At 62.3% G+C, this 19,898-nt stretch carries 20 protein-coding genes; 10 read left to right on the forward strand and 10 right to left on the reverse strand.

Translation table 11 applies throughout. The features are described 5' to 3' along the window. Positions 1–40: 40 nt before the first annotated feature. The 3 genes from R5M92_RS12540 to R5M92_RS12550 all read right to left on the reverse strand — a co-directional run bounded on the left by R5M92_RS12540 (position 41) and on the right by R5M92_RS12550 (position 2,754). The gene (locus tag R5M92_RS12540; RefSeq protein WP_346796286.1) at positions 41–412 is read right to left on the reverse strand and encodes a diacylglycerol kinase; all 372 of its coding nucleotides are present in this window, start codon (positions 410–412) and stop codon (positions 41–43) included. Between the two features lie 46 nt (positions 413–458). Then, a complete protein-coding gene (dacB, locus tag R5M92_RS12545) occupies positions 459–1,943 on the reverse strand; it encodes a D-alanyl-D-alanine carboxypeptidase/D-alanyl-D-alanine-endopeptidase (protein WP_346796287.1) in 1,485 nt (494 codons plus the stop codon). A 103-nt stretch (positions 1,944–2,046) separates the two neighbouring features. Continuing rightward, positions 2,047–2,754 (reverse strand): methyltransferase domain-containing protein, encoded by a 708-nt coding sequence (locus R5M92_RS12550; RefSeq protein WP_346796288.1) that lies wholly within the window; start codon positions 2,752–2,754, stop codon positions 2,047–2,049. Between the two features lie 212 nt (positions 2,755–2,966). Between R5M92_RS12550 and R5M92_RS12555 the strand changes: the two genes are divergently transcribed. The 7 genes from R5M92_RS12555 (at position 2,967) to R5M92_RS12585 (ending at position 10,361) form a co-directional block, all read left to right on the forward strand. Beyond that, positions 2,967–4,865, forward strand: coding sequence for a beta-ketoacyl synthase (locus R5M92_RS12555; protein WP_346799361.1), 1,899 nt, complete (start codon positions 2,967–2,969; stop codon positions 4,863–4,865). After that, positions 4,865–5,344, forward strand: coding sequence for a pantetheine-phosphate adenylyltransferase (gene coaD / locus R5M92_RS12560; protein ID WP_346796290.1), 480 nt, complete (start codon positions 4,865–4,867; stop codon positions 5,342–5,344). The genes R5M92_RS12555 and coaD overlap by 1 nt, the downstream gene beginning before the upstream one ends. Positions 5,345–5,417: 73 nt before the next feature. Further along, positions 5,418–5,666, forward strand: coding sequence for a YfhL family 4Fe-4S dicluster ferredoxin (locus tag R5M92_RS12565; RefSeq protein WP_346796291.1), 249 nt, complete (start codon positions 5,418–5,420; stop codon positions 5,664–5,666). 135 nt (positions 5,667–5,801) lie between these two features. Then, a complete protein-coding gene (locus R5M92_RS12570) occupies positions 5,802–7,121 on the forward strand; it encodes an MATE family efflux transporter (protein ID WP_346796292.1) in 1,320 nt (439 codons plus the stop codon). Between the two features lie 182 nt (positions 7,122–7,303). Beyond that, positions 7,304–8,614 carry a short-chain fatty acid transporter gene (locus R5M92_RS12575; protein ID WP_346796293.1) on the forward strand — a complete coding sequence of 437 codons (1,311 nt, stop codon included), beginning with the start codon at positions 7,304–7,306 and terminating at the stop codon, positions 8,612–8,614. A 128-nt stretch (positions 8,615–8,742) separates the two neighbouring features. Then, the gene (locus R5M92_RS12580) at positions 8,743–9,303 is read left to right on the forward strand and encodes an acyl-CoA thioesterase (RefSeq protein ID WP_346796294.1); all 561 of its coding nucleotides are present in this window, start codon (positions 8,743–8,745) and stop codon (positions 9,301–9,303) included. After that, the gene (locus tag R5M92_RS12585) at positions 9,300–10,361 is read left to right on the forward strand and encodes an ion transporter (protein WP_346796295.1); all 1,062 of its coding nucleotides are present in this window, start codon (positions 9,300–9,302) and stop codon (positions 10,359–10,361) included. The genes R5M92_RS12580 and R5M92_RS12585 overlap by 4 nt, the downstream gene beginning before the upstream one ends. Positions 10,362–10,465: 104 nt before the next feature. Here the strand turns inward: R5M92_RS12585 and R5M92_RS12590 are convergent, their stop codons facing one another. Further along, a complete protein-coding gene (locus R5M92_RS12590; protein WP_346796296.1) occupies positions 10,466–10,597 on the reverse strand; it encodes an entericidin A/B family lipoprotein in 132 nt (43 codons plus the stop codon). 262 nt (positions 10,598–10,859) lie between these two features. On the opposite strand from R5M92_RS12590, the gene R5M92_RS12595 reads away from it, so the two are divergent. Next, positions 10,860–11,300, forward strand: coding sequence for an HIT family protein (locus R5M92_RS12595; protein WP_346796297.1), 441 nt, complete (start codon positions 10,860–10,862; stop codon positions 11,298–11,300). Here the strand turns inward: R5M92_RS12595 and R5M92_RS12600 are convergent. The 4 genes from R5M92_RS12600 to R5M92_RS12615 are packed head-to-tail and all read right to left on the reverse strand — an operon-like array spanning position 11,290 to position 13,827. Then, complete coding sequence (locus R5M92_RS12600) at positions 11,290–12,195, reverse strand: nickel/cobalt transporter (RefSeq protein WP_346799363.1); 906 nt, start codon at positions 12,193–12,195, stop codon at positions 11,290–11,292. The two genes, R5M92_RS12595 and R5M92_RS12600, sit on opposite strands and share 11 nt — an antisense overlap. Before the next feature lie 44 nt (positions 12,196–12,239). Further along, the gene (locus R5M92_RS12605) at positions 12,240–12,893 is read right to left on the reverse strand and encodes a DUF1007 family protein (RefSeq protein ID WP_346796298.1); all 654 of its coding nucleotides are present in this window, start codon (positions 12,891–12,893) and stop codon (positions 12,240–12,242) included. Beyond that, the gene (locus R5M92_RS12610) at positions 12,890–13,249 is read right to left on the reverse strand and encodes a hypothetical protein (RefSeq protein ID WP_346796299.1); all 360 of its coding nucleotides are present in this window, start codon (positions 13,247–13,249) and stop codon (positions 12,890–12,892) included. Before R5M92_RS12610 ends, R5M92_RS12605 begins: the two co-directional genes overlap by 4 nt. Continuing rightward, positions 13,246–13,827, reverse strand: coding sequence for a hypothetical protein (locus R5M92_RS12615; protein ID WP_346796300.1), 582 nt, complete (start codon positions 13,825–13,827; stop codon positions 13,246–13,248). The genes R5M92_RS12610 and R5M92_RS12615 overlap by 4 nt, the downstream gene beginning before the upstream one ends. A gap of 155 nt (positions 13,828–13,982) precedes the next feature. Here R5M92_RS12615 and R5M92_RS12620 point away from each other — a divergent pair, with 155 nt between their 5' ends. Then, entirely contained in the window at positions 13,983–15,131 is a 1,149-nt protein-coding gene (locus R5M92_RS12620) for a glycerate kinase (protein WP_346796301.1), read from the forward strand. Positions 15,132–15,282: 151 nt separating this feature from the next. Then, on the forward strand, positions 15,283–15,756 hold the full coding sequence (locus R5M92_RS12625; protein WP_346796302.1) for a Dps family protein: 474 nt from the start codon (positions 15,283–15,285) through the stop codon (positions 15,754–15,756). A gap of 74 nt (positions 15,757–15,830) precedes the next feature. Here R5M92_RS12625 and R5M92_RS12630 read toward each other — a convergent pair whose 3' ends face one another. Both R5M92_RS12630 and R5M92_RS12635 read right to left on the reverse strand, forming a co-directional pair. Continuing rightward, entirely contained in the window at positions 15,831–17,300 is a 1,470-nt protein-coding gene (locus R5M92_RS12630; protein WP_346796303.1) for an aminoacyl-histidine dipeptidase, read from the reverse strand. A gap of 31 nt (positions 17,301–17,331) precedes the next feature. Beyond that, entirely contained in the window at positions 17,332–19,518 is a 2,187-nt protein-coding gene (locus R5M92_RS12635; protein WP_346796304.1) for a tRNA(Met) cytidine acetyltransferase TmcA, read from the reverse strand. Between the last annotated feature and the right edge of the window lie 380 nt (positions 19,519–19,898).

A 19,898-nucleotide genomic window follows, 5' to 3' on the forward strand; every position in this document is an offset into this window, starting at 1 on the left:
CGACATCGGCGGATACCGCAACGCCGCCAGGAAACGTCAATCAGCCGATAAACTTCTGGCCCAGCAGCAGCCCCCATGTCACCGCCACTACCACCAGCGACAGCATGACGGCAGCGGAGCTGATGTCCTTGGCGCGCCCGGAAAGCTCATGATGCTCGGCCCCGATCCGGTCCACCACGCACTCGATGGCACTATTGAGCAATTCGGTAATCATTACCAGCAGCCAGCTGCCGATCAGCACGATCCACTCCAGCGGCTCATCGCCCACCCACCAGGCCAGCGGCAGCAATACCAGCGAGACACCCACTTCCTGACGAAACGCCGTCTCGTGACGAAACGCCGAGCGCAACCCCTTGAGCGAATAACGCGTGGAATTCAGCAGATGTCGCCAGCCGGTATCGCTTGCTTTCATTACGGTTCCTATCGGCAGTCAGGTAAGGAGCGCGGGAGTCACTGGGTCAATGCGCCACGATAAAGCTTTCCAGATCATGGGCCAGCGGCTCCAGCACCTGCGTCCAGTTGAGATAGGGAGTGCTCGTGGTGCCGTTGACCAGCACACTGAACACGCCCCAACGCCCGCTGACAGTGCGAAAGTAACCTCCCACTGCACGTACCGCCACCGGTTGATTCAAGGTACCGGTCTTGAGCATAACGTTGTTCTGAAAGGTCTCGGAGCCGCGGCGAATGAAGCGCATCACGCCATTGGCGGGCGACTGGAAGGTGGCGACAAAACTGGGAAACAGCGGCCCCTCGTGAAACATCGACTCCAGCATGACGTTGACCCCATGCGCCGAGGTGCGATTTTCCGTCGTCAGTCCACTGCCACTATGCAGCTCGACCGGACCGTGACCCGGTAGCGTTTCAGCGAACCCTTCCAGGGCCCTTCCGGCCTGGCGCAACTCCGCACGCGGCGTTTCCACCAGCGAAAGCGCCAGCGTATCCGCCATGAAATTATTCGAGTAGTTCATGGTTCGCAGCAACAGTTCCTGCAGCGGTTTGCCATCCACCGCCGCCAGAACGACGGCTCCTGCCGGGGGCTGGGTGGTCGTGGTTCGTGCCGGTTCGCGTTGGGTGATCCCGGCCTGGTCGAGCATCGCGGAGAGCGTCTGCGCGGTCTGCTGCGCCGGGTCGCTGGCGGCACGGTAGATATCCCGCGCCTGAGCATTGGTGGAGATCTGACCACTCAGTACCATGACATCACCACTCTCGTCGGTGACGCGTTCCGCGCTGATTTCGGTACCGCTGTTGGCCGGCCGGGTCACCACGCGATTATCGACGCGGCTCAGTTCCATGGGGCTATCGCAGTTGGTCACTCGCGCCGGCTCTCCGGGCGCGGCTCCCGGCGCCACATTGACGCACCAGTTACCATAATTGACCCCGGCGGAAGAGAGCAGCGCACTATAGGAGTTGGCCACTCGGGTTTGTGCCTGGCAGCGGTCCGTGGTGATGCAGGATACCGGGCCGAAACGCCACTGGCTTACCACCAGGCCACCGGTGATTTCGCGCACTCCGGCTTGCTGCAGACGCTGCACCAGGCGCCACAAGTCTTCGCTGGTGAGAGCAGGATCGCCTCCGCCCTCGAAGATCAAATCGCCCTGCACCACTCCCTGGGCATCGACCGGTGCCGTGCTCAGCAGGCGCGAGGTAAAGCGGTGCTGGGGGCCGAAACGCTCCAGGGCCGCAGCCGAGAGGTATGCCTTGGTGACCGACGCCGGCGAAAGCTGCCGGTTCGGCTCGATGGCGCCCAGCGTAAGCTCCGGGCCGCCGCTGCCCAGCAGGCGGGCTTCGGCGCTGATCAGAAAGCCCTTGTCGCCGAGCTGGCTCAGACGGGCGAAGTCCGCCTGGACACTGCCACTGAACAGCAGCGCTGCCACACCCAGCCAGCCGCACAGGCGTTTGGGTAGCTGCCGGTAGCGCCGTGTCGTCACTTTCTTGCCTTGCATGCTTTCTCCTGTTTACTGCGAAACCTCACGTACATATCTCCCACGTACATATTTCCCACGTACACGTCTCCCAGGTACATGTCTCCCACGTACGTCGAAAATCTCATGCGTCCTGCTCGTTCCCGTCATGCGGCCCCGGCTCGATACCTTCACTCAGTGCTACCACCAGCCGCCATAGCGCCTGGTCGCTTTGCGCATACTTGGCTTCGAACGGCGTCAGGTATGGCGGTTGCGGCTCCCAGGGCTGAACTTGCGCGTCACGCCCGGTAACCAGTGCCACCGCCCGGGCGAACTCCTCGCCGTAAAGTTTCCAGTTGGTGCGCAGCTCCAGTCGCCCTTTTAGAGCCAACAACGTCGGCAGCACGGGATGACCATGCCAGCGCATCTTCAGATGCGCTGCCTTGGGATAAGGATTGGGATAGAGCAGGTAATGACGCGCCAATACCCACCCAGCCTGATGCGCCAGCCGCCAGAAGTCCACCAGATCGGCGCGGACCAGCAGGGCATTGGCGGGTAGCTCCCCGTGGTCGCGTCCCAGCCGGGTCTCGCTACGATCGACCCCGATTACCGCATGCCCAGGAAACTGCTGAGCGAGCAGGCGGGTGGAGAGACCCACGCCACACCCCGAATCCAGGATCAGCGGCGCCGGTCCCTGCTTGGCATACCAGACGCATGCCGCCGTGAAAGCGGCACGGGTATGGTCGGCGATCGGCTTGCGCAGCGGGTGCGCCAAGGCACGCTCGACCCGGCGTTCCAGGTCCTGATGGGGACCGGTCTGATTCGATGTTACATGGCGCGATTTACGTTGCATGGTGATTCGGTGGTTTCCCAGCCTGAAGACGAGCCAGGATTCTACCAGCCTCAGGCTGCCGCGGCATGACGCCATTGCACGCCCGGTGCTATCATCCTCCTGATACCTATAAATCGCGCGGCAGGATCGTCTTGGCCGTGTCGAAATAAAGCAGTTACCAACCACCGCACAACGAGGAACCCGGCTTGTCACACTTACCGGTGATTGTCGGCATGGGCGGCATCAACCCCGCTGGCAGAACCTCGGGCCACCAGGCCTTTCGCCGCACCGTGCTTGATGTCCTACCCGCTGACCAGCAGCGCCACACCATCGAAAGCCTGGCCGCCCTGATGCGCCTTGCCCAGCATGACGAACAAGGCTGGCGCGATGCGTCGGGTCAGGCAGTAACGGAGCCCGGCGAGCATTTTCGGGCGCGAGTCATCAATCACACACTGATACGCCGCAACGAAGACCCGCGCTTTCAGCCACCGGGGCTACCCGCCAATCGCCAGGCGAACCTGGCGCTTGCCCAACCGCTGACGTTTCGCCTGCACAAGCGCCAACTGCCCGAGCAGCTACCCGCCAGCTGGCAGGTACGGGCGATTGACCATCGCGAAGTGGAAGTCAGCGTCCCCGCGGGCGAATTGGATGTTCTGCTGCCCGATGCGCAGACACCCAAGGTTGCGGCGGCCGCCCAACTCCCCAGCGGGTTCGACCCGGCAAGCCTCTACCGCAGCGTGCACCACCCCCGCGGACTCTCGATGACCATCTTCGCCGCCAGCGATTGCCTGGGGGCCAGCGGCCTGGCGTGGGAGGGCTTGCGTAACCGGCTCGACCCGGACCATATCGCCGTCTATGCCGGTAACTCCATCGGCCAGCTGGATGATCAAGGCTGGGGAGGGCTGCTCAAGAGCCTGGTCACCGGCAATCGCACTACTTCCAAGCAGATGCCCCTGGGTTACGGCCAGATGCCGGCGGACTTTCTCAATGCTTACGTGCTGGGTAGCGTCGGCGGCACGGGTGCGACCCTCGGCGCCTGCGCCAGCTTCCTCTACAACCTGCGCCTGGGCATCGACGACATCCGCGCCGGGCGCCGCCGCGTGGTCATGGTGGGCACCAGTGATGCCCCCATCACTCCCGAGATCATCGAAGGCTTTCGCGCCATGGGAGCGCTGGCGGACGATGCCAGCCTCAAGCTGCTGGATGCCCTCGATGTGCTGAGCGATGCTGACTACCAGCGCGCCTGTCGCCCGTTTGCGCGCAACTGCGGTTTCACCATGGCCGAAGCCAGCCAGTTCGTCATGCTGATGGACGACTCCCTGGCGCTGGAAGTAGGGGCGGATATCCTGGGCTCGGTGCCGGATGTCTTCGTCAATGCCGACGGTTTCAAGCGCTCCATTTCGGCGCCAGGCATCGGCAACTACATCACCCTGGGCAAGGCAGCGTCGCTGGTTCGCGACATGCTGGGCGAGCGCTCGTTGCATCAGCGCAGCTTCCTTCACGCCCACGGCACCAGCACCCCCAAGAACCGCATTACCGAGTCCCACGTGTTCGATGAAATCGCCCGCGCCAATGGCGTGCAGGAGTGGCCCGTGGTCGCCGTCAAGGCCTTCGTGGGTCACTCGCAAGGAACCGCGGCAGGCGACCAGCTCACCAGCGCCCTGGGAAGTTTTTCCCACGGCTTGCTGCCCGGCATTCCCACGCTGGACAAGGTGGCCGACGACGTATACGCCCAGCGCTTGCGCCTGAGCAACCAGCCGCAATCCTTCGCGGCGGATGCCGCTTTCATCAATGCCAAGGGGTTCGGCGGCAACAATGCCACCGGCGTGGTGCTCTCGCCCGCGGTTACCGAAAAACTGCTGTATCAGCGCCACGGCAAACACGCCATGCAAGCCTGGCGAGAGCGGCGACAAGCCGTGCAAGCCCAGGCCCAGGCTTACCTGGACCAGGCGGACAAGGGCCACTACCGGCCACGTTACCAGTTCGGCGAAGCCGTACTCGAAGGCCCGGAGCTGGATATCCACGCCGACCACATCAACATTCCCGGCTACACTCACCCCGTTTCGCTGACGGTCGCCAACCCGTTCGGGCGACTCGCCGACGACGACGCCCCCGGCGAGGGAGAAAAGTGATGACAACCGCCGTCTACCCAGGCACTTTCGATCCTCTCACCAATGGCCATTTCGACCTGATCGAGCGTGCCGCGCGCCTGTTCGACAGGGTCGTGGTGGCGATCGCCGCCAGCCCTGGCAAGAGCCCCACCCTGAGTCTTGAGACCCGTATCGAGTTGGCCCGTAGTGTCTGTGCTGATCTCGATAACGTGGAAGTGGTAGGATTTTCCAGCCTGCTGACCACCTTGATGCGAGAGCACGATGCCCATGTCATCCTGCGTGGCTTGCGCGCCGTGTCGGACTTCGAGTACGAGCTGCAGCTGGCCAACATGAACCGGGCGCAAAACCCTGATCTGGAAAGCGTCTTCCTGACACCGGCGATCGAAAACTCGTACATTTCCTCTACCATCGTGCGCGAGATTGCCAAGCTGGGCGGCGATATCAGCCCATTGGTTCATCCCCGGGTCGCGCAAGCGTTGCGTAAGCACTACAATACGTGATCGAACTTATACCCGACCAAAACACTCGGCTTAAATGCCGAGTGGGTCACGCAAGCCATACGCGAGGTATGCCATGGCCCTGATGATCACCGAAGAGTGCATCAACTGTGATGTCTGCGAACCGGAATGCCCCAATAACGCAATTTCTGCGGGCGAAGAGATCTATGTGATCGATCCCGGACTGTGTACCGAGTGCGTCGGCCACTACGATGAGCCACAATGTCAGCAGGTGTGCCCGGTGGACTGTATCCCGCTGGACCCGCAGCGCCCGGAAAACCGCGATGAGTTGATGGAAAAGTATCATCGCATCACCGCCGCCTGAGTGAATGCCGACCAACGCCCTTCTCGCCACGAGGGGCGTTTTTTTATGGCGTTTCACTGACGAGCCTGTTGCTGCTCCGGGCCATGGCGAACAAGCCCTTCAAGCCGGCCTTCTGGCCATGGATAGGATGTCATCTTGGCTTCCACGTCGCCTTCGCCACCACCGCGTATCTGGTCGCTCGCCTGGCCGATTATCGTCTCGAACATCAGCGTACCGCTGCTGGGCCTGGTGGATACGGCGGTCATGGGACATCTACCCGATTCTCGCTACCTTGCCGGAGTAACCCTCGGCGCAACGCTACTCGGCTTTCTCTACTGGAGCTTCGGCTTTCTGCGCATGGGCACGACCGGGCTGGTCGCCCAGGCCCAGGGCCGGGAAAGCGCCAATGAGGTCCGCAATCTGCTGGGGCAGTCATTGGTCATGGCGGGAGTGATCGGCGCCGGTTTGATTCTGCTCTCTGCACCGTTGATCGAGCTGGGATTATGGTTGCTCGACGGTAGCGAAGCGGCGACCCGGCTGGCACGCGAGTATGCCGAGATTCGCTTGCTATCGGCCCCGGCGGTGCTCGCCAATTACGCGATTCTGGGTTGGTTTCTCGGTCAGCAGAATTCGCGGGTCACGCTGATGATCCTGGTACTGACCAACTGTGTGAATATCGTGCTGGACGTGGTGTTCGTGGTCGGGCTGGGCATGACCAGCAACGGCGTGGCCTGGGCCAGCGTACTGGCCGACTACACCGCTCTGGCGTTTGGCGCCTGGCTGGTGCTGCGCCGCCTACCCCAGCTTGGTGGGCGTTTCCTGCGCCATCGTCTGCAGAAATTGAGCGCCTATGCTGAGTTGTTCCATGTCAACACCAACCTTTTCGTGCGAACCCTCGGGCTGCTGTTCGCCATGGCCTTCTTCACCGCCCAGGGAGCGCGCCAAGGGGATACCGTACTTGCCGCCAATGCCGTGCTGTTGCAGTTCATCATGCTCACCTCTTACGCCCTGGATGGCTACGCCCACGCCGCCGAGTCACTGGTGGGCCGCGCCTTCGGCCGTCGCGACTGGGAGGAATTCGCTGCCATCGTGCGCTCGGCCGCGTATTTTTCCCTGGTCACCGCCGGTGTGGCCAGTGGTCTCTTCGCCGTGGGCGGCGATGCCCTGATCGCCCTGCTTACCGGCTTGCCCGAGGTACGTGAGACCGCCGCAACGTACTTGCCGTGGATGATGGTGATGCCGTTGATTGCGGTCTGGAGCTATCTGCTGGACGGCGTATTCATCGGTACCACGGCGGTACGCGAAATGCGCAACAGCATCTACATCGGGCTGGCGGCTTATCTTCCGGCATGGTGGCTGATGCAGGGGTTCGGCAACCATGGCCTGTGGGCGGCCTTCATGCTTTTCGCGCTGGTGCGCTCGCTGGTACTGATAGGCTATTACCGTCGTTACCGGCGCCTCCACTGGCGTGATTAAGCGTTGAAGCCTTCCATTGGGTCGGACTCTCTTTTGGGGCATGATCCCCTTTACGCCAACGTCACATCGACAATCACCGAAGCGGGGCGTTTCGCGCAGGCGACGACACGACGTGAAAACGAAGCGATACACTCGTATATTAGTGAAGATGCATCCCTAAACAATAAGCGAGCACCCATCCCATGCTGAAAGCCATTTCCAAGCCAGCGGTCAAGCTGGTGGAGCGCTACCTTCCCGATCCCTATATATTTGTCCTGCTGCTTACCTTGATTGCCGCCATCGCGGCGATCGCCGTGGAGCGCCAGACGCCGCTGGCCGTCCTGCGCTTCTGGGGCGACGGCTTCTGGAACCTGCTCACCTTCTCCATGCAGATGCTGCTGGTGCTGGTGACGGGCTTCATGCTGGCAAGCTCGCCTCCGGTCAAGCGGATCCTCCAGCGCATCGCCGGCACCGCCAAGAGCGCCGGTGGCGCGATCATCCTGGTAACCCTGGTCTCGCTGGCGGCAAGCTGGATCAACTGGGGCTTCGGCCTGGTGGTCGGAGCGCTGTTCGCCAAGGAGCTGGCCCGCCTGGTCCGGGTCGATTACCGCTTGCTGGTCGCCAGTGCCTACACCGGCTTTGTGGTATGGCACGGGGGGCTTGCCGGCTCGATCCCGCTGACCATCGCCACCGAGGGGCACTTCACCGCCGACCAGATTGGCGTGATTGGCACCGGATCGACGATCTTCGCCTTTTTCAACCTGGCCATCGTGGTCTGCCTGTTCATTGCCATACCGCTGGTTAACCGGCTGATGCTGCCGGATGAGAAAGACAGCGTTTATGTCGATGCCAAGCTGCTCGAAGAGCCGGAGTTATCTCATACCCGCGGCACGCGTCCGGCGGAGCGGCTGGAAAACAGCATACCGCTATCCTGGCTGGTGGGGATTCCAGGCCTGTTGTTCCTGCTCGATCACTTCTTTCTGCGCGGCGGCGGCTTGAACCTGAACGTGGTCAACTTCCTATTCCTGTTTCTGGCCATCGTGCTGCACCGAACGCCGCGCAGCCTGCTCATCAGCCTGAATGAAGCCATCAAGGGCGGCGCTGGCATCGTCATCCAGTTCCCGTTCTACGCCGGCATCATGGCCATCATGGTCCAGTCCGGCCTGGCACAAAGCATGTCGGAGTGGCTGGTTTCCTTCTCCACCAGCACATCGCTGCCGTTCTGGTCGTTTCTGAGTGCCGGTATCGTCAACCTCTTCGTTCCCTCGGGCGGCGGCCAGTGGGCGGTACAGGCGCCGGTCATCCTGCCCGCGGCTCAGGCGCTCGGGGCGGACATCTCCCGCGTTGCCATGGCGGTGGCCTGGGGCGATGCCTGGACCAACCTGCTGCAGCCATTCTGGGCCTTGCCGGTGCTCGCCATCGCCGGCTTGAAAGCCAAGGACATCATGGGCTTCTGCCTGATCCAGCTGTTCATCACCGGTATCATCATCTCGGTCGGCCTGGTCTGGTTCTAAGCCGCCCGACCCCGAGATAAACCACTGCGTATCCCCGGCTTTTGCCGGGGATACTTTTTGCGCGACCGGCATTTAAGCGTCATGCTGATGGGACTGCCATTCTTGTTATTTCCTTGGAGATCGATCCCATGGCTTCCACCCCCTTATCCGAGCATGATCCCGGAGCAACGCAAGCGCTGGCGGGACAACGGGAACTCTCCATGACCGTGCTGATGACACCGGACATGGCCAATTTCAGCGGCAAGGTACACGGCGGTGCGATCCTCAAGAAACTCGACGAAGTGGCGTTCGCTTGCGCCAGCCGCTATTCGGGGCACTACGTGGTGACACTTTCGGTCGATCAGGTCTTGTTCAAACAGCCTATCCACGTCGGCGAGCTGGTCACGTTTCTCGCTACCGTCAACTACGTAGGACGCTCCTCCATGGAAGTCGGGGTGAAGATCGTGGCCGAGAATATCCGTGAGAAGTTGATTCGCCATACCAACAGCTGTTATTTCACCATGGTCGCCGTCGAGGCGGACGGCACGCCCGCTCAGGTTCCGCCGCTCAGTCTGGAGACACCGCTACAGGCGCTTCGCTTCGAGAAGGCCGCCCTGCGCAAGAAGTTACGCAAACAGGCGGAACAGGAGCAGCAGCGCACCCACGCGCAACATAGCGATGCGCTGGGATCTGCTGCCCATCGTGCATGAATCGGCCAGCCTGTCAGGGAGACGCTGCCATCGAAACGCCTAACGACACTATCCGCCCGCACCGCCGAACCAAGCGAGACCTGCCGCCGGGACTCGAACGCCTGCATCTTGTCTGGGACCTGTTCATCATGGCGGCGGTGGTGATCAACCTCAGCTTCCTGCTGTTCGATTCGCTGTACCTGCTACCACCGCTGAATTCGGCTTTCGAGCAGGTGGCGCCGGGGCTGCATGGCTGGTACGAGACGCACATCCACGCCAATTTCACCGCGATCGACTTGAGCTTCGTCGCCCTGTTCGTGATGGATGTGCTGCTGGGCTGGCTGGTGGCGATTATCGAGCGCCGCTACCACCGCTGGTTCTTCTACCCGTTCGTCCACTGGTACGACGTGCTGGGGTGCATACCGGTGAGCGGTTTTCGCCTCCTGCGGGTATTGCGTGTCGTTTCCCTGCTGTACCGCTTGCAGCGCCTGGGGTTGATTCATGTGCAGACGTGGGCCGCCTACGCCTTTCTCGCCAAGTATTACGATATCCTGCTGGAGGAGTTGTCCGACCGCATCGCGCTGCGCCTTCTGGGTAACGTGCAGGAACAGGTCCAGTCCAGCGACTCGCTGACCGAACGGGTCATCGAGCGAGTCGTGATGCCGCGTAAGCAACAGCTGGTTAAGGAAATCGCCGAGCGCCTGGAAGAGATGGCGGGTGGCACTTATCAACGTAACCGCGAGGACATTCGCGCCTATATCAACCAGCTGATCGGACGTACCTTGCAGGAGAGTCCTGAAATTCAGCGCCTTCGCCGGCTACCCATGGGTCACCAGTTGACCCAGGCCATGAATGCCTCGCTAAGCGGAGTGGCCTGGCGCCTGGTGGACGAGATGGCGCTCGGCATCAACTCACCCGAATTCGGCAAGCTGGTGGAAAAAGTCGCTGGCAACGGCTTCGATACGTGGCTGCGGGTAGATGAACGCAGCGATCACGTGACCGAGCAGGTGCTGATCGACGCCCTGGAAATGATCAAGGATCAGATACGCCGCCAACGCTGGAAAGATCGTTACGACTAGCAACCGCTACGTCTAACAACAGCGAGGATCGCAAGCGGCATTCACAACGCAACGGGCCAGGCATATGCCTGGCCCGTTGCGTCTTTTCGCTGTCGATCAGTTGATCAGCTGGCGGCTTCCTGCACGGCTTCGCCGCCTTCCTCCACGTCCTGGCCGGCGCCTGAAATGGTATTGCAACCCGCCAGGGCACCTGCGGACATCAGCAGAATAAAGCTAAGCGCCATCAATTTTTTCATATCGTTCTCCTTAACGAGATATTAAATTCACGTACCAGGGTAGAGGCTAATACTTGCGATCGCCACCTGGTGACTTTTCATTTTGTACTGCCTTGAACTTGGCAGCATCACGTAAAGCGTAACAGCCACTTAGCATTAATGCCTAGTTTTCAATCACTGGTTTCACGGCTGTCCTCCCGAGCTCGCCTTGCTGGTTCGAGGTAAACCCGCCGCCATGGGCTGCTATGATGGATTAAATCAACTTTAACAAGGAAGCGTATTTGTGAACGAGCTGAAACTGGATGAGCGCCTTGAGGCGGATACCCTTCCCGTGGCGGAGCTACCGTTATGTCGTTTGCTGCTGATGAACGATGCGCGTTTCACCTGGATCGTCCTGGTTCCCCGCCGCCCCCAGGTCAGCGAGGTCTTCGAGCTCTCACACAGCGAGCAGCAACAGCTGTGGCATGAGGCGACAATACTCGGCAAGGCCATGAAGACGGCGTGCGGTGGCGACAAGGTCAACATTGCCAGCCTGGGCAACGTCGTCAGCCAGCTTCACGTTCATGTAGTGATCCGCAAACAAGACGATGCCGCCTGGCCGGCTCCCGTCTGGGGCCATGGTACGCCATTGCCATACGACCTCGATGGTCAGGCCGACATGCGGGCGTTGCTGCTGGCGCAGATAGACGGCATCGATTTTGCCACGCCTAACTTCAGCTTATGACGGAAGCGGGGCGCATTGGCGTGAGTAACGAGTCCCTGTCGGGCTTCGCTACCCCGGCAACACTCAGCGTGATTCCAAGGACAATGATGGCCACCCCACCCCCCAGGGCCATCCCGCCGGCCACCAGTTGCAAGCGGCGAGCGCCGGTCTGCCTGGCGAGACGTCGCTGAGCCCAGTCCCGCGCCACCACGCTGGCCAGCGCCAGCATGGAAACCGTCAGGGCGGTTCCCAGCGACATCACCAGGACCGCAACCACCCCGGCACTGAACTGGCCCAGCAACGTGGCGGCACCGAGCAGCAAGACCGCTCCGCTACAAGGGCGTAACCCGATAGCGACCACTGCGACGACCGCAGTACGCCAGTCTCGTGTCTGATGGGGCTCGATATGATGCGCTCCACAGCAATCGGTATGGTCGTGGTCGTGGTCGTGGTCGTGGTAAAGAGCATAGGCCCGGCGAAGCTGGCGCACGGCACGCCAGCATAGCCACACTCCCAGGGCAGTCACCAACAGAAAACTGCCCTGCTCCACCCAGGCCACGCTGCCCATCGCCTGACGCGTCAACCAGCCCAGACCATGTACCAGGGCGACCACCAGAGTGATTGCCGAGACTCCCTGCAACAGTGCAGCCGCAAAAGAGAGCGCCAGCGCACGACGCAACGCCCCACCCTGTGAGACCAGATACGTGGCCAGCACCGCCTTGCCGTGTCCGGGCCCGGCGGCATGAAACACACCATAGGCGAAGCTCACGCCCAGCAGCCCGTTCCAGGCCGCCAGGCTCGGTGCGCTGGAGAGCTGGGTAATCGCCTGGGTCAAGCCACGATGCAGCTCACGCTGCCAGGCCAGCACCTGATATGCCCAAGTATGCTCTCCTGTCATCAGGTATGCAGCCAGCATGACAAGCACGACCAGGAAAAACCCGCCCCATACCATTATCCGTTTTACCCGCACGCGACTTCTCCTGTCTCGGCAAAATAACGTCCCAGGCCGGGAGCGGACTCTTGATCCGCATCCAGCAAGGCGGCTTCCATGACTTTATCGGGGTCCGGGTCGGCGGGGATAATACGCCTTTCACACGCTACGCCCCCCGTCACACGCAAGGCTTCGGCCGTGGGTTCGTCGTTCTCGGCGTCATGTACCATTTCCAGATAATAGCTGGGATCGAAGACCTGATAGCGCAGCGTCTTTCCCGCCAACGAATGCGGCTCTGCCAGCGGCAGGATGAACATGAACACCACCCGCCCCTGACGCTCCATCACGGTGTACTCCTCGACCTCTCCTGTTGCCAACGCCTCATCGTCGAGATGCAGTTCGGTAAAGTACCCGTGTGATGCCAGGTTATCGCGAATCTCCCCGCCCAATTGATCCAGCCCGGCCTCCAGGTCGCCGCCCTGTACCTGCTGAAGCTCTTCCATGACGATCAGGCTGTAGAAAGGGTCCATCCGCCAGGTCTGGCGCAGGCCCTGCATGACATCGGCCTCATCGGTCAGCACTTCGATGCTCATGTCGATCCAGCCGTGCGGGTGCGCCCAGGCGGCGGTCGTCATCACGCCGCACCAGAGCGCCAGGACTCCCATGACGATAGCTCGTATCACGGTGCCACTCCCATACGCACCTGGAGCGCCACCAGCCAGGGGTCGAGCAGATGAGGAGGCAGCGGCTGTCCGCCGCGTTGCGCGCTGATCAGTAAGCGGCTCGCCTGTTCGCCTTCCGCCACGACATGGAGCTGGACACGATATTCCGGCCAGCGGGCCAGGGCTCCCTCCGCCCGGCCCAGCGCCAGATCGGCATGGCGAATGATATAGCCCTGTTCCACCAGCAGGCCCACCGCCTGGCGCAGCGTTTCCTCAGCGGGGGTGGGGAACGTCAAGCCGCGGGGCTCCTGGGGCGGGGCCGTGGCACAGCCCGCCAATACCAACGCGAACAATCCCACTATCAGGATGCGTTTCATGAGGCGTCCTCCTGACGAGGGGCCTGCGGCATGCCGGCCTGCATGGCGTCGCGAAGGCGCTGGCAGAACTCGGCATCGCTGGCGCTACGGGACTCGCGCAAGTCGCCGAAATGGTCGAACCGGCGAATATCCCGGGACACCCGGACGAGGTTCTCTGCCCCCCTCTCCACCAGCACCGTCACGCGCTCCCTATCCTCGTGCTCGACTCCGGTCCTGCCGCCGAATTCCAGCATCGCCCCGGTGGAAAAACCGCCTCCCCGGCCGAAGCCGAAGCCACCGAAGACGTGAGTGCCGCTGCCGAACCGGTCGTACAGGTCATAACCGGGATAGAGACCCGCGCGCTGACGAACACGGCTGGCAGTTATCACGCCCAGGGGAATATCGGAGCTATCGAGATCGAACTCCCATCCAGTCAGGACTTCCACGCCGGTGTTGAGTATCGTCTCCGCCGGGACGGTCTCGCTCCAGCGACAGGCTTGCGCCGGTGGCGGCTCCGCTTGTGGCAAGCGGTCCGGCAGCATCTGGCAGCCCGCCAGCCATAAACAGCAACCGGCAATACCGATCGGTTTCCAATTCATGTCGACTCCTTGCGAATGCTTTTCGGACCCGGTCGCCAGATTAGCAATAGCCGGCTGGCTCGGTGGTGGTGGGCGCGTTAAGCTCGACGCCAAGCCTTGCCCTTGCGAACAATTGAGTGTGCTACAACTGACAACCCGATGCGGAGAATGTGCCGATGAATGTTCTGCTATGCCCCGACAGCTTCAAGGATGCCATGAGCGCCGAGGCCGCCGCCGACGCCATGGCGCAAGGGATACGTCAGGCCATTCCCCACGCTTGCATCGTTACCTGCCCTCTGGCCGACGGCGGGGAGGGCAGTCTCGACGCCATTATCGCCGCCACCGGCGCCGAACGCCGCCATGCCCGGGTACAGGACGCCCTGGGCCGTTACCGCAATGCCTCCTGGGGCTGGCTTGGTTCACAGCATACCGCTTTTGTCGAGCTGGCCGAAGCCAGCGGATTGCAGCACCTGGACGCCCACGAGCGCGATGCCTTGCTCACCACGACCTATGGCGTGGGCGAGCTTATCCGTGAAGCCCTCGATCACGGCGCCCAGCGTTTACTGCTCACCCTGGGAGGCAGCGCCACCAATGACGCCGGGGCCGGCATGCTCAGCGCCCTGGGCGCCAGGCTACTCGACGCTCAGGGCCAAGCGCTTGCTCCCGGCGGCCAGGCACTCGGCTCCTTGGCGAGCCTGGATATTTCCCGCCTCGATCCCCGCCTAGCCCGACTTCAGGTGGAAGCGGCGGTGGATGTGGATAACCCTTTGCTCGGCGAGCGTGGCGCCAGCGCCGTTTTCGGCCCGCAAAAGGGAGCCGACGCAGCGGCGGTAGCGCTCCTGGACAGCGCTCTCGCCCATTTCGCCGATCGCGTCGCGGCGACCCTGGGTACGGAATATCGCCATGCCGCCGGGGCCGGCGCCGCCGGGGGAATGGGCTTCGCCGCGCGAGCGTTTCTTGGCGCCGACCTGCGCCCCGGCATCGACATGATCATGGCCCAGGCCGGTATGAACGAACTGCTGGCCCAGGCCGACCTGGTGATCACCGGCGAGGGGCGCCTGGACGGTCAGAGCCTGGCGGGAAAAACGCCCATTGGCGTGGCCCGCACCGCCCGCGCACGAGGCATACCGGTCATCGTGCTGGCGGGGAGCCTGGGGGATAACTGGCAAGCCTGCCTGGACGAAGGTGTAACGGCGACGTTCGCCCTGGCCGATGGGCCGATGCCTCTCGAGGAAGCGCTGGCGCGGACGCCGGAACTGCTCACATCGCGCTGCGAGAGTCTGGCGCGCCTCTGGCAAGCAGCCGATTCCTCGGCCCGCCCTTGAAAATCGGCTTGACCGCCAGCATCTAACCGATAGTGGCAGGACGATACCGGCATCCTATCGGCGCGATACAGAGAACTTGCTGTAAGCGGGAAGCCCTACATTTTATTGTGCAATGAGTCCGACATCCTCGGGACAGTCAAGGAGCCAAGCAATGACAGATACCAATAGCATCGGTCTGCACGAAAGCAGTGCCAGCCAACTCGCCGAGAAACTCAACCATCTGCTGGCCAACTACCAGATCTTCTACATGAACGTGCGCGGCTATCACTGGAATGTGAGAGGCCCGCATTTCTTCGAGCTGCATAACAAGTTCGAGGAGCTCTATACTGACCTGCTCACCAAGGTCGATGAAGTGGCCGAACGCATCCTGACACTGGGTCACAAGCCGGTACACGCCTACAGCGATTACATCGGCATGACCCAGATTCAGGAAGACAAGAATGTCCAAGACGGCGAAGCGTGCGTTCGGGGCATTCTCAAGGGCTACCAGACACTGATCGAGCTGCAGCGTGAAGTGCTGGCGCTGGCGTCGGATGCCGACGATGAAGGCACCGCTGCCCAGGCAGGAGACTATATCCGCGAACAGGAAAAGACCGTGTGGATGCTTAACGCCTACCTCGGCTAGGTCCTGCCGAGCGATTGACCGCTACCCTTCGGCACGATGTCCCAACCGGCACCTTCAAGGTGCCGGTTGTCGTTTCAGCTCGTGCGGGCCAGGTCTTCGATCAAGGCACGCAAGACCTTCCAGAACTCCTCCACCGAGTCCAGCTCCACTCGCTCCTGGGGAGAGTGCGCGCCGCGGATCAACGGGCCGAAGGAGACCATGTCCAGGGCAGGATACTTGCTGCCCAGAATGCCGCACTCCAACCCGGCGTGGATCACCTTTACCTCGGGGGCGGCGCCCAGCAGCGATTCGTGTACCCGACAGAAACGCGCCAATAGCGCGCTGTCGGCGTGCGGCGCCCAACCGGGATAGGCGTTTTCCACCTTGACCCGGGCGCCGATCAGGCCGAACAGGGCGCTGAACCGATCGGCCAGGTCGAATACCGCACTGTCATGCAACGAGCGGACCAGCGCACAGAGATGAAAGCGCCCCGCGTCCAAGTTCACCACGCCGAGATTGTTCGAGGTATCGACAACCCCCGGGACTTCGCTGCTCATGCGCTCCACGCCGCAGGGTGCCGAGTGCAGCGCGGCCACCAGCATGCCGGTGGCATCGGCGGTGAGTGCCTCCTGCTCGGATTCGGGTTCCGAAGCAGGCTCAAGGGAGAGACGCATCCCCGCTTCGAGAGGCCCCAGTTCCCGTTGCAGTATTGCTTCCAGCTCCGCTACCAGGGCGGTAGCGGCGGCGACTTCATCACGGGGCAGAAACAGGCTCGCAAAGGCCTCGCGCGGTATGGCGTTACGCAGCGTTCCGCCGTGATAGTCGCCCAGGCGCATGCCGTGGCTTTCCAGCTTGCGCAACACCCGGACCAGCAAGCGATTGGCGTTACCCAGCCCCTTGTCGATATCCATGCCCGAATGGCCACCGTTCAGACCGGTCAACGCCAGGCGCATGACCTGTTCCTGCTCGGTGAGCGCCGTGGTCGGCAGTTGCGCATCGACCACCACGTCGGCACCGCCGGCACAGCCGATATAGACTTCGCCCCGGTCTTCGGAATCCAGGTTGAGCAGCACGTCTCCTTCAAGCCACTGTTCCGCCACATTCAAGGCACCACCCATGGAGGTCTCTTCCTCCAGGGTGAAGAGCGCTTCGAGCGGGCCGTGAGTCAACTCGTCGTCTTCCAGTACCGCCAGGGCGGCGGCGACCCCCAGGCCGTTGTCGGCGCCGAGCGTGGTCTCGCGGGCATGAAGCCAGCCCGCCTCGACATAGGTAGCGATAGGGTCGCGGGTGAAGTCATGGTCATGGCCGGCGTTGGCCTGTGCCACCATGTCCAGGTGACCCTGCAGGATCACGCCCGGCGCCGACTCATGCCCCGGCGTGGCTGGCTTGACGATACGCAGGTTGCCGAAGGTGTCGCGATCGTGTTTCAGGCCACGTTGATCGGCCCAGCGCTGCAGCTTCGCTACCAGTTCGGCCTCGTGGCCGGAAGGCCGGGGGGTGTCGCACAAGGTACGAAAATGGCGCCACACAAGCGTGGGTGAAAGCTGTTCGAGATGTGCGTTCATAAGAACTCTTCACTGAGGTAACGGCGTCACTTTACCGGTGCGCGCCAGTGGGGAAAAGGGTTTCATCCGCCAGCAGCAGGGCCACCGCCCGGCGCAGCGGTTTCAAGGCCGCCCGTCGCTCCCGGGACAAGGCCCGCCCCTGGAATGCCCAGCCAACCAACGCCTCGAGGGCTTGTACGTTGTCCTCCGTCACTCCTTGGCGGCAGCCGTGTATCCCCAAGGCTTGCAAGGCCGGGCGGGCCAGGCTCGGTTCGCGGTGGGCATGGGCCACGTCGTGCAAATCCTGCAGGGTGGCTATTGTATCCAGTGTGGGTGGGGGCATATCCGCCAGCAGAGCCGCGACTACATCCGGGGCCAGGCGGGTGAGTTCGAAGGCCAGCAGGCCGGGAAGCGTCAGCAGAAATCGGTGTTGCAAATACGCGACCAATTCCTCACCCGCCGGGCTCAGGGGCCGCGCCACCATGACCGCATGCTCGCCGGTGGTGATGTCATGGCTGAGCCCCAGTCGTACCACCTTGAATCCCATGGCCCGCCAGAAAGCAATCAATCCGGGTTCGGCACCGAAGGTGGCGCCATAGAGGTCCACTCCGTCCAGACGAGCGTCAGCGATATCGGTTTCGAGCAGTCGCTTGCCCAAACCCTGGCGCCGCCGCTCGGCATGCACGGCAATCCGCATCACCCGGCGCCAACGTAGCCGCGCCGCCTGGCGGCTCCCGGCATGGGCGGCCAGCGATTGCGCCAACAAGTGGCCCTGGGGGCGGCGCTTGCCCTGGGCGACGCTTTCTGCCAATTCCGCACCAAACCCGCCTTCTTCACCGGTTACCAGCACCGCCTGGGGCCGGCTCTCGCTTTCCAATACCTGCAGGCGTGTCGTGGGGCCGTCCAGCAACTGGCGCAGGTCGCTCGGCGTGGTGCGGTAATGAGCTTGCACCAGGAGTCCGAAGACTCTCCTCAATCGTGGCTCATCTCGGGCCAATGCTGCACGCTCCAGACACACTCGCGTCAATGGTTCCTCCATTATCGCTTCCGGTTCCGCATCGAGCACCAAGACCTTGCCGATGACCTGCTCCAACGGGTCACCTGGCGCCCAGCGGATCGGCGTGCGCATGACCAGTTCGCGCCATTCGGGGGTCTGCTGCTGCAAGCGCTGGCGAAAGCGCAGGGCGAAGCCACGTCCCGAGCCTTCATAGCCATGCACGGTGGTGGCGAAGACGATGCGCGGGAATGCCACCAGCCATTGGCCGAGCAAGGCCGGCGCGATCGCCGCAGCCTCGTCGACCAGTAGATAACTGCCCTCTCCTCCCTCGCGCCCCGCCTCGACTTCCTGGGCCAAAATGGAGGGGAGAATAAAGCTGACCACTTTCGGAGTGTCACCTGCCAGGCAGAAATCCGTGCCTTGACGCCGGCCTTCTGGACACAGCGCTTCAAGGCGCTGGAACAGCGCTTCCACCGCGCCGGTACTTGGCGCCGTCACCACGATTCTGCTCACTCCCTTTTGCAGGAGCCGGGCACAGCCGATGCCCAGAGCGGCGCTCTTGCCCCGCCCGCGGTCGGCGGTTATCACCAGTGGTCGCCTGCGTCGCAGGCGGGTGGTTCTCTCGACCGCTGCGGCCTGATCCATGCTGATGCAAGCCGGATCGGCCGGTGATTCGTCTTGGCCTGACTCGCGGCGCGCCAATCGCGGGAGTTCGAGCGTTTGGCCTGGACGCCACCGCACGATCTGGTCAGACGTTTTCAGCAACCGGGCAAAGCGCTCCAGGTAATGCGACGACAGCGCCGAGGCGTGGTACGGATAATCGGCGAAGCGGGCATATTCCGCGTCCGGTGCCCGCCCCCAGGCGGAAGGCGTCATTATCACCAGCAGCCCCCCGACCGTCAGCGTTCCGGCGAGAGCTCCCAGGGCATCCGGGTCCAGCCCCGACCCTTCGCTTACCGCATCGAATACCACCAGCTCATGCTCGCCGCCCAGGCGAGATCTCGCCTGCCCCGCTCGCAGCCAGTCATTCGCCGTCAACGCGTCGGGCTTTGTCGCACTCACCCACAGCGGCGCCTGCCACTCACGGGCATGCCACAAGGCCTGCGCTTGCTGGTGACACTCGTCTGCATCTCCCTGAAGCCAGGCCAGGGCACGCCACCGGCGACGTCGCAAGCGTTGGGTGTAACCGAGCAACAAACGCAATTGGCGTCTGGCCTGCGTGTCGGGAGTGAAAAGAGCCATTCGTGATCCTTGCTGGAGCGATTGCCAGCGGGCTGACGCTAGGAAGGGCTGCCGTTTGACGAGGTCATCGCTTACAACTTTAGTATGTAAAAATAACGTTTTTCAACGATTTAGGCATCAAAAGAATCCGCAAGCGAGGCCTGCGACATTAAATAAGCAATTGAAACGAAACAAATAAAACGCTCGTTTTGGAGCAATGTCAGAGCATTCTTCTTTAATTGCTGATATTGCACTGCAATGGGGGAACTATGCTAGCTTGGATCAGCGGTCGCCAATGAGCGGTACTTTACGTTCGCGTCATGCTTCCGCGCATTATCTTTCCTGTTTCCAGGTAGTATCCATACCAACAACCTCGTACGCCAAACACCAGGGAAAATAGC

Origin of the sequence: Halomonas sp. Bachu 37, assembly GCF_039691755.1 — a bacterium.
In the GTDB taxonomy this organism is placed as follows: domain Bacteria; phylum Pseudomonadota; class Gammaproteobacteria; order Pseudomonadales; family Halomonadaceae; genus Vreelandella; species Vreelandella kashgarensis.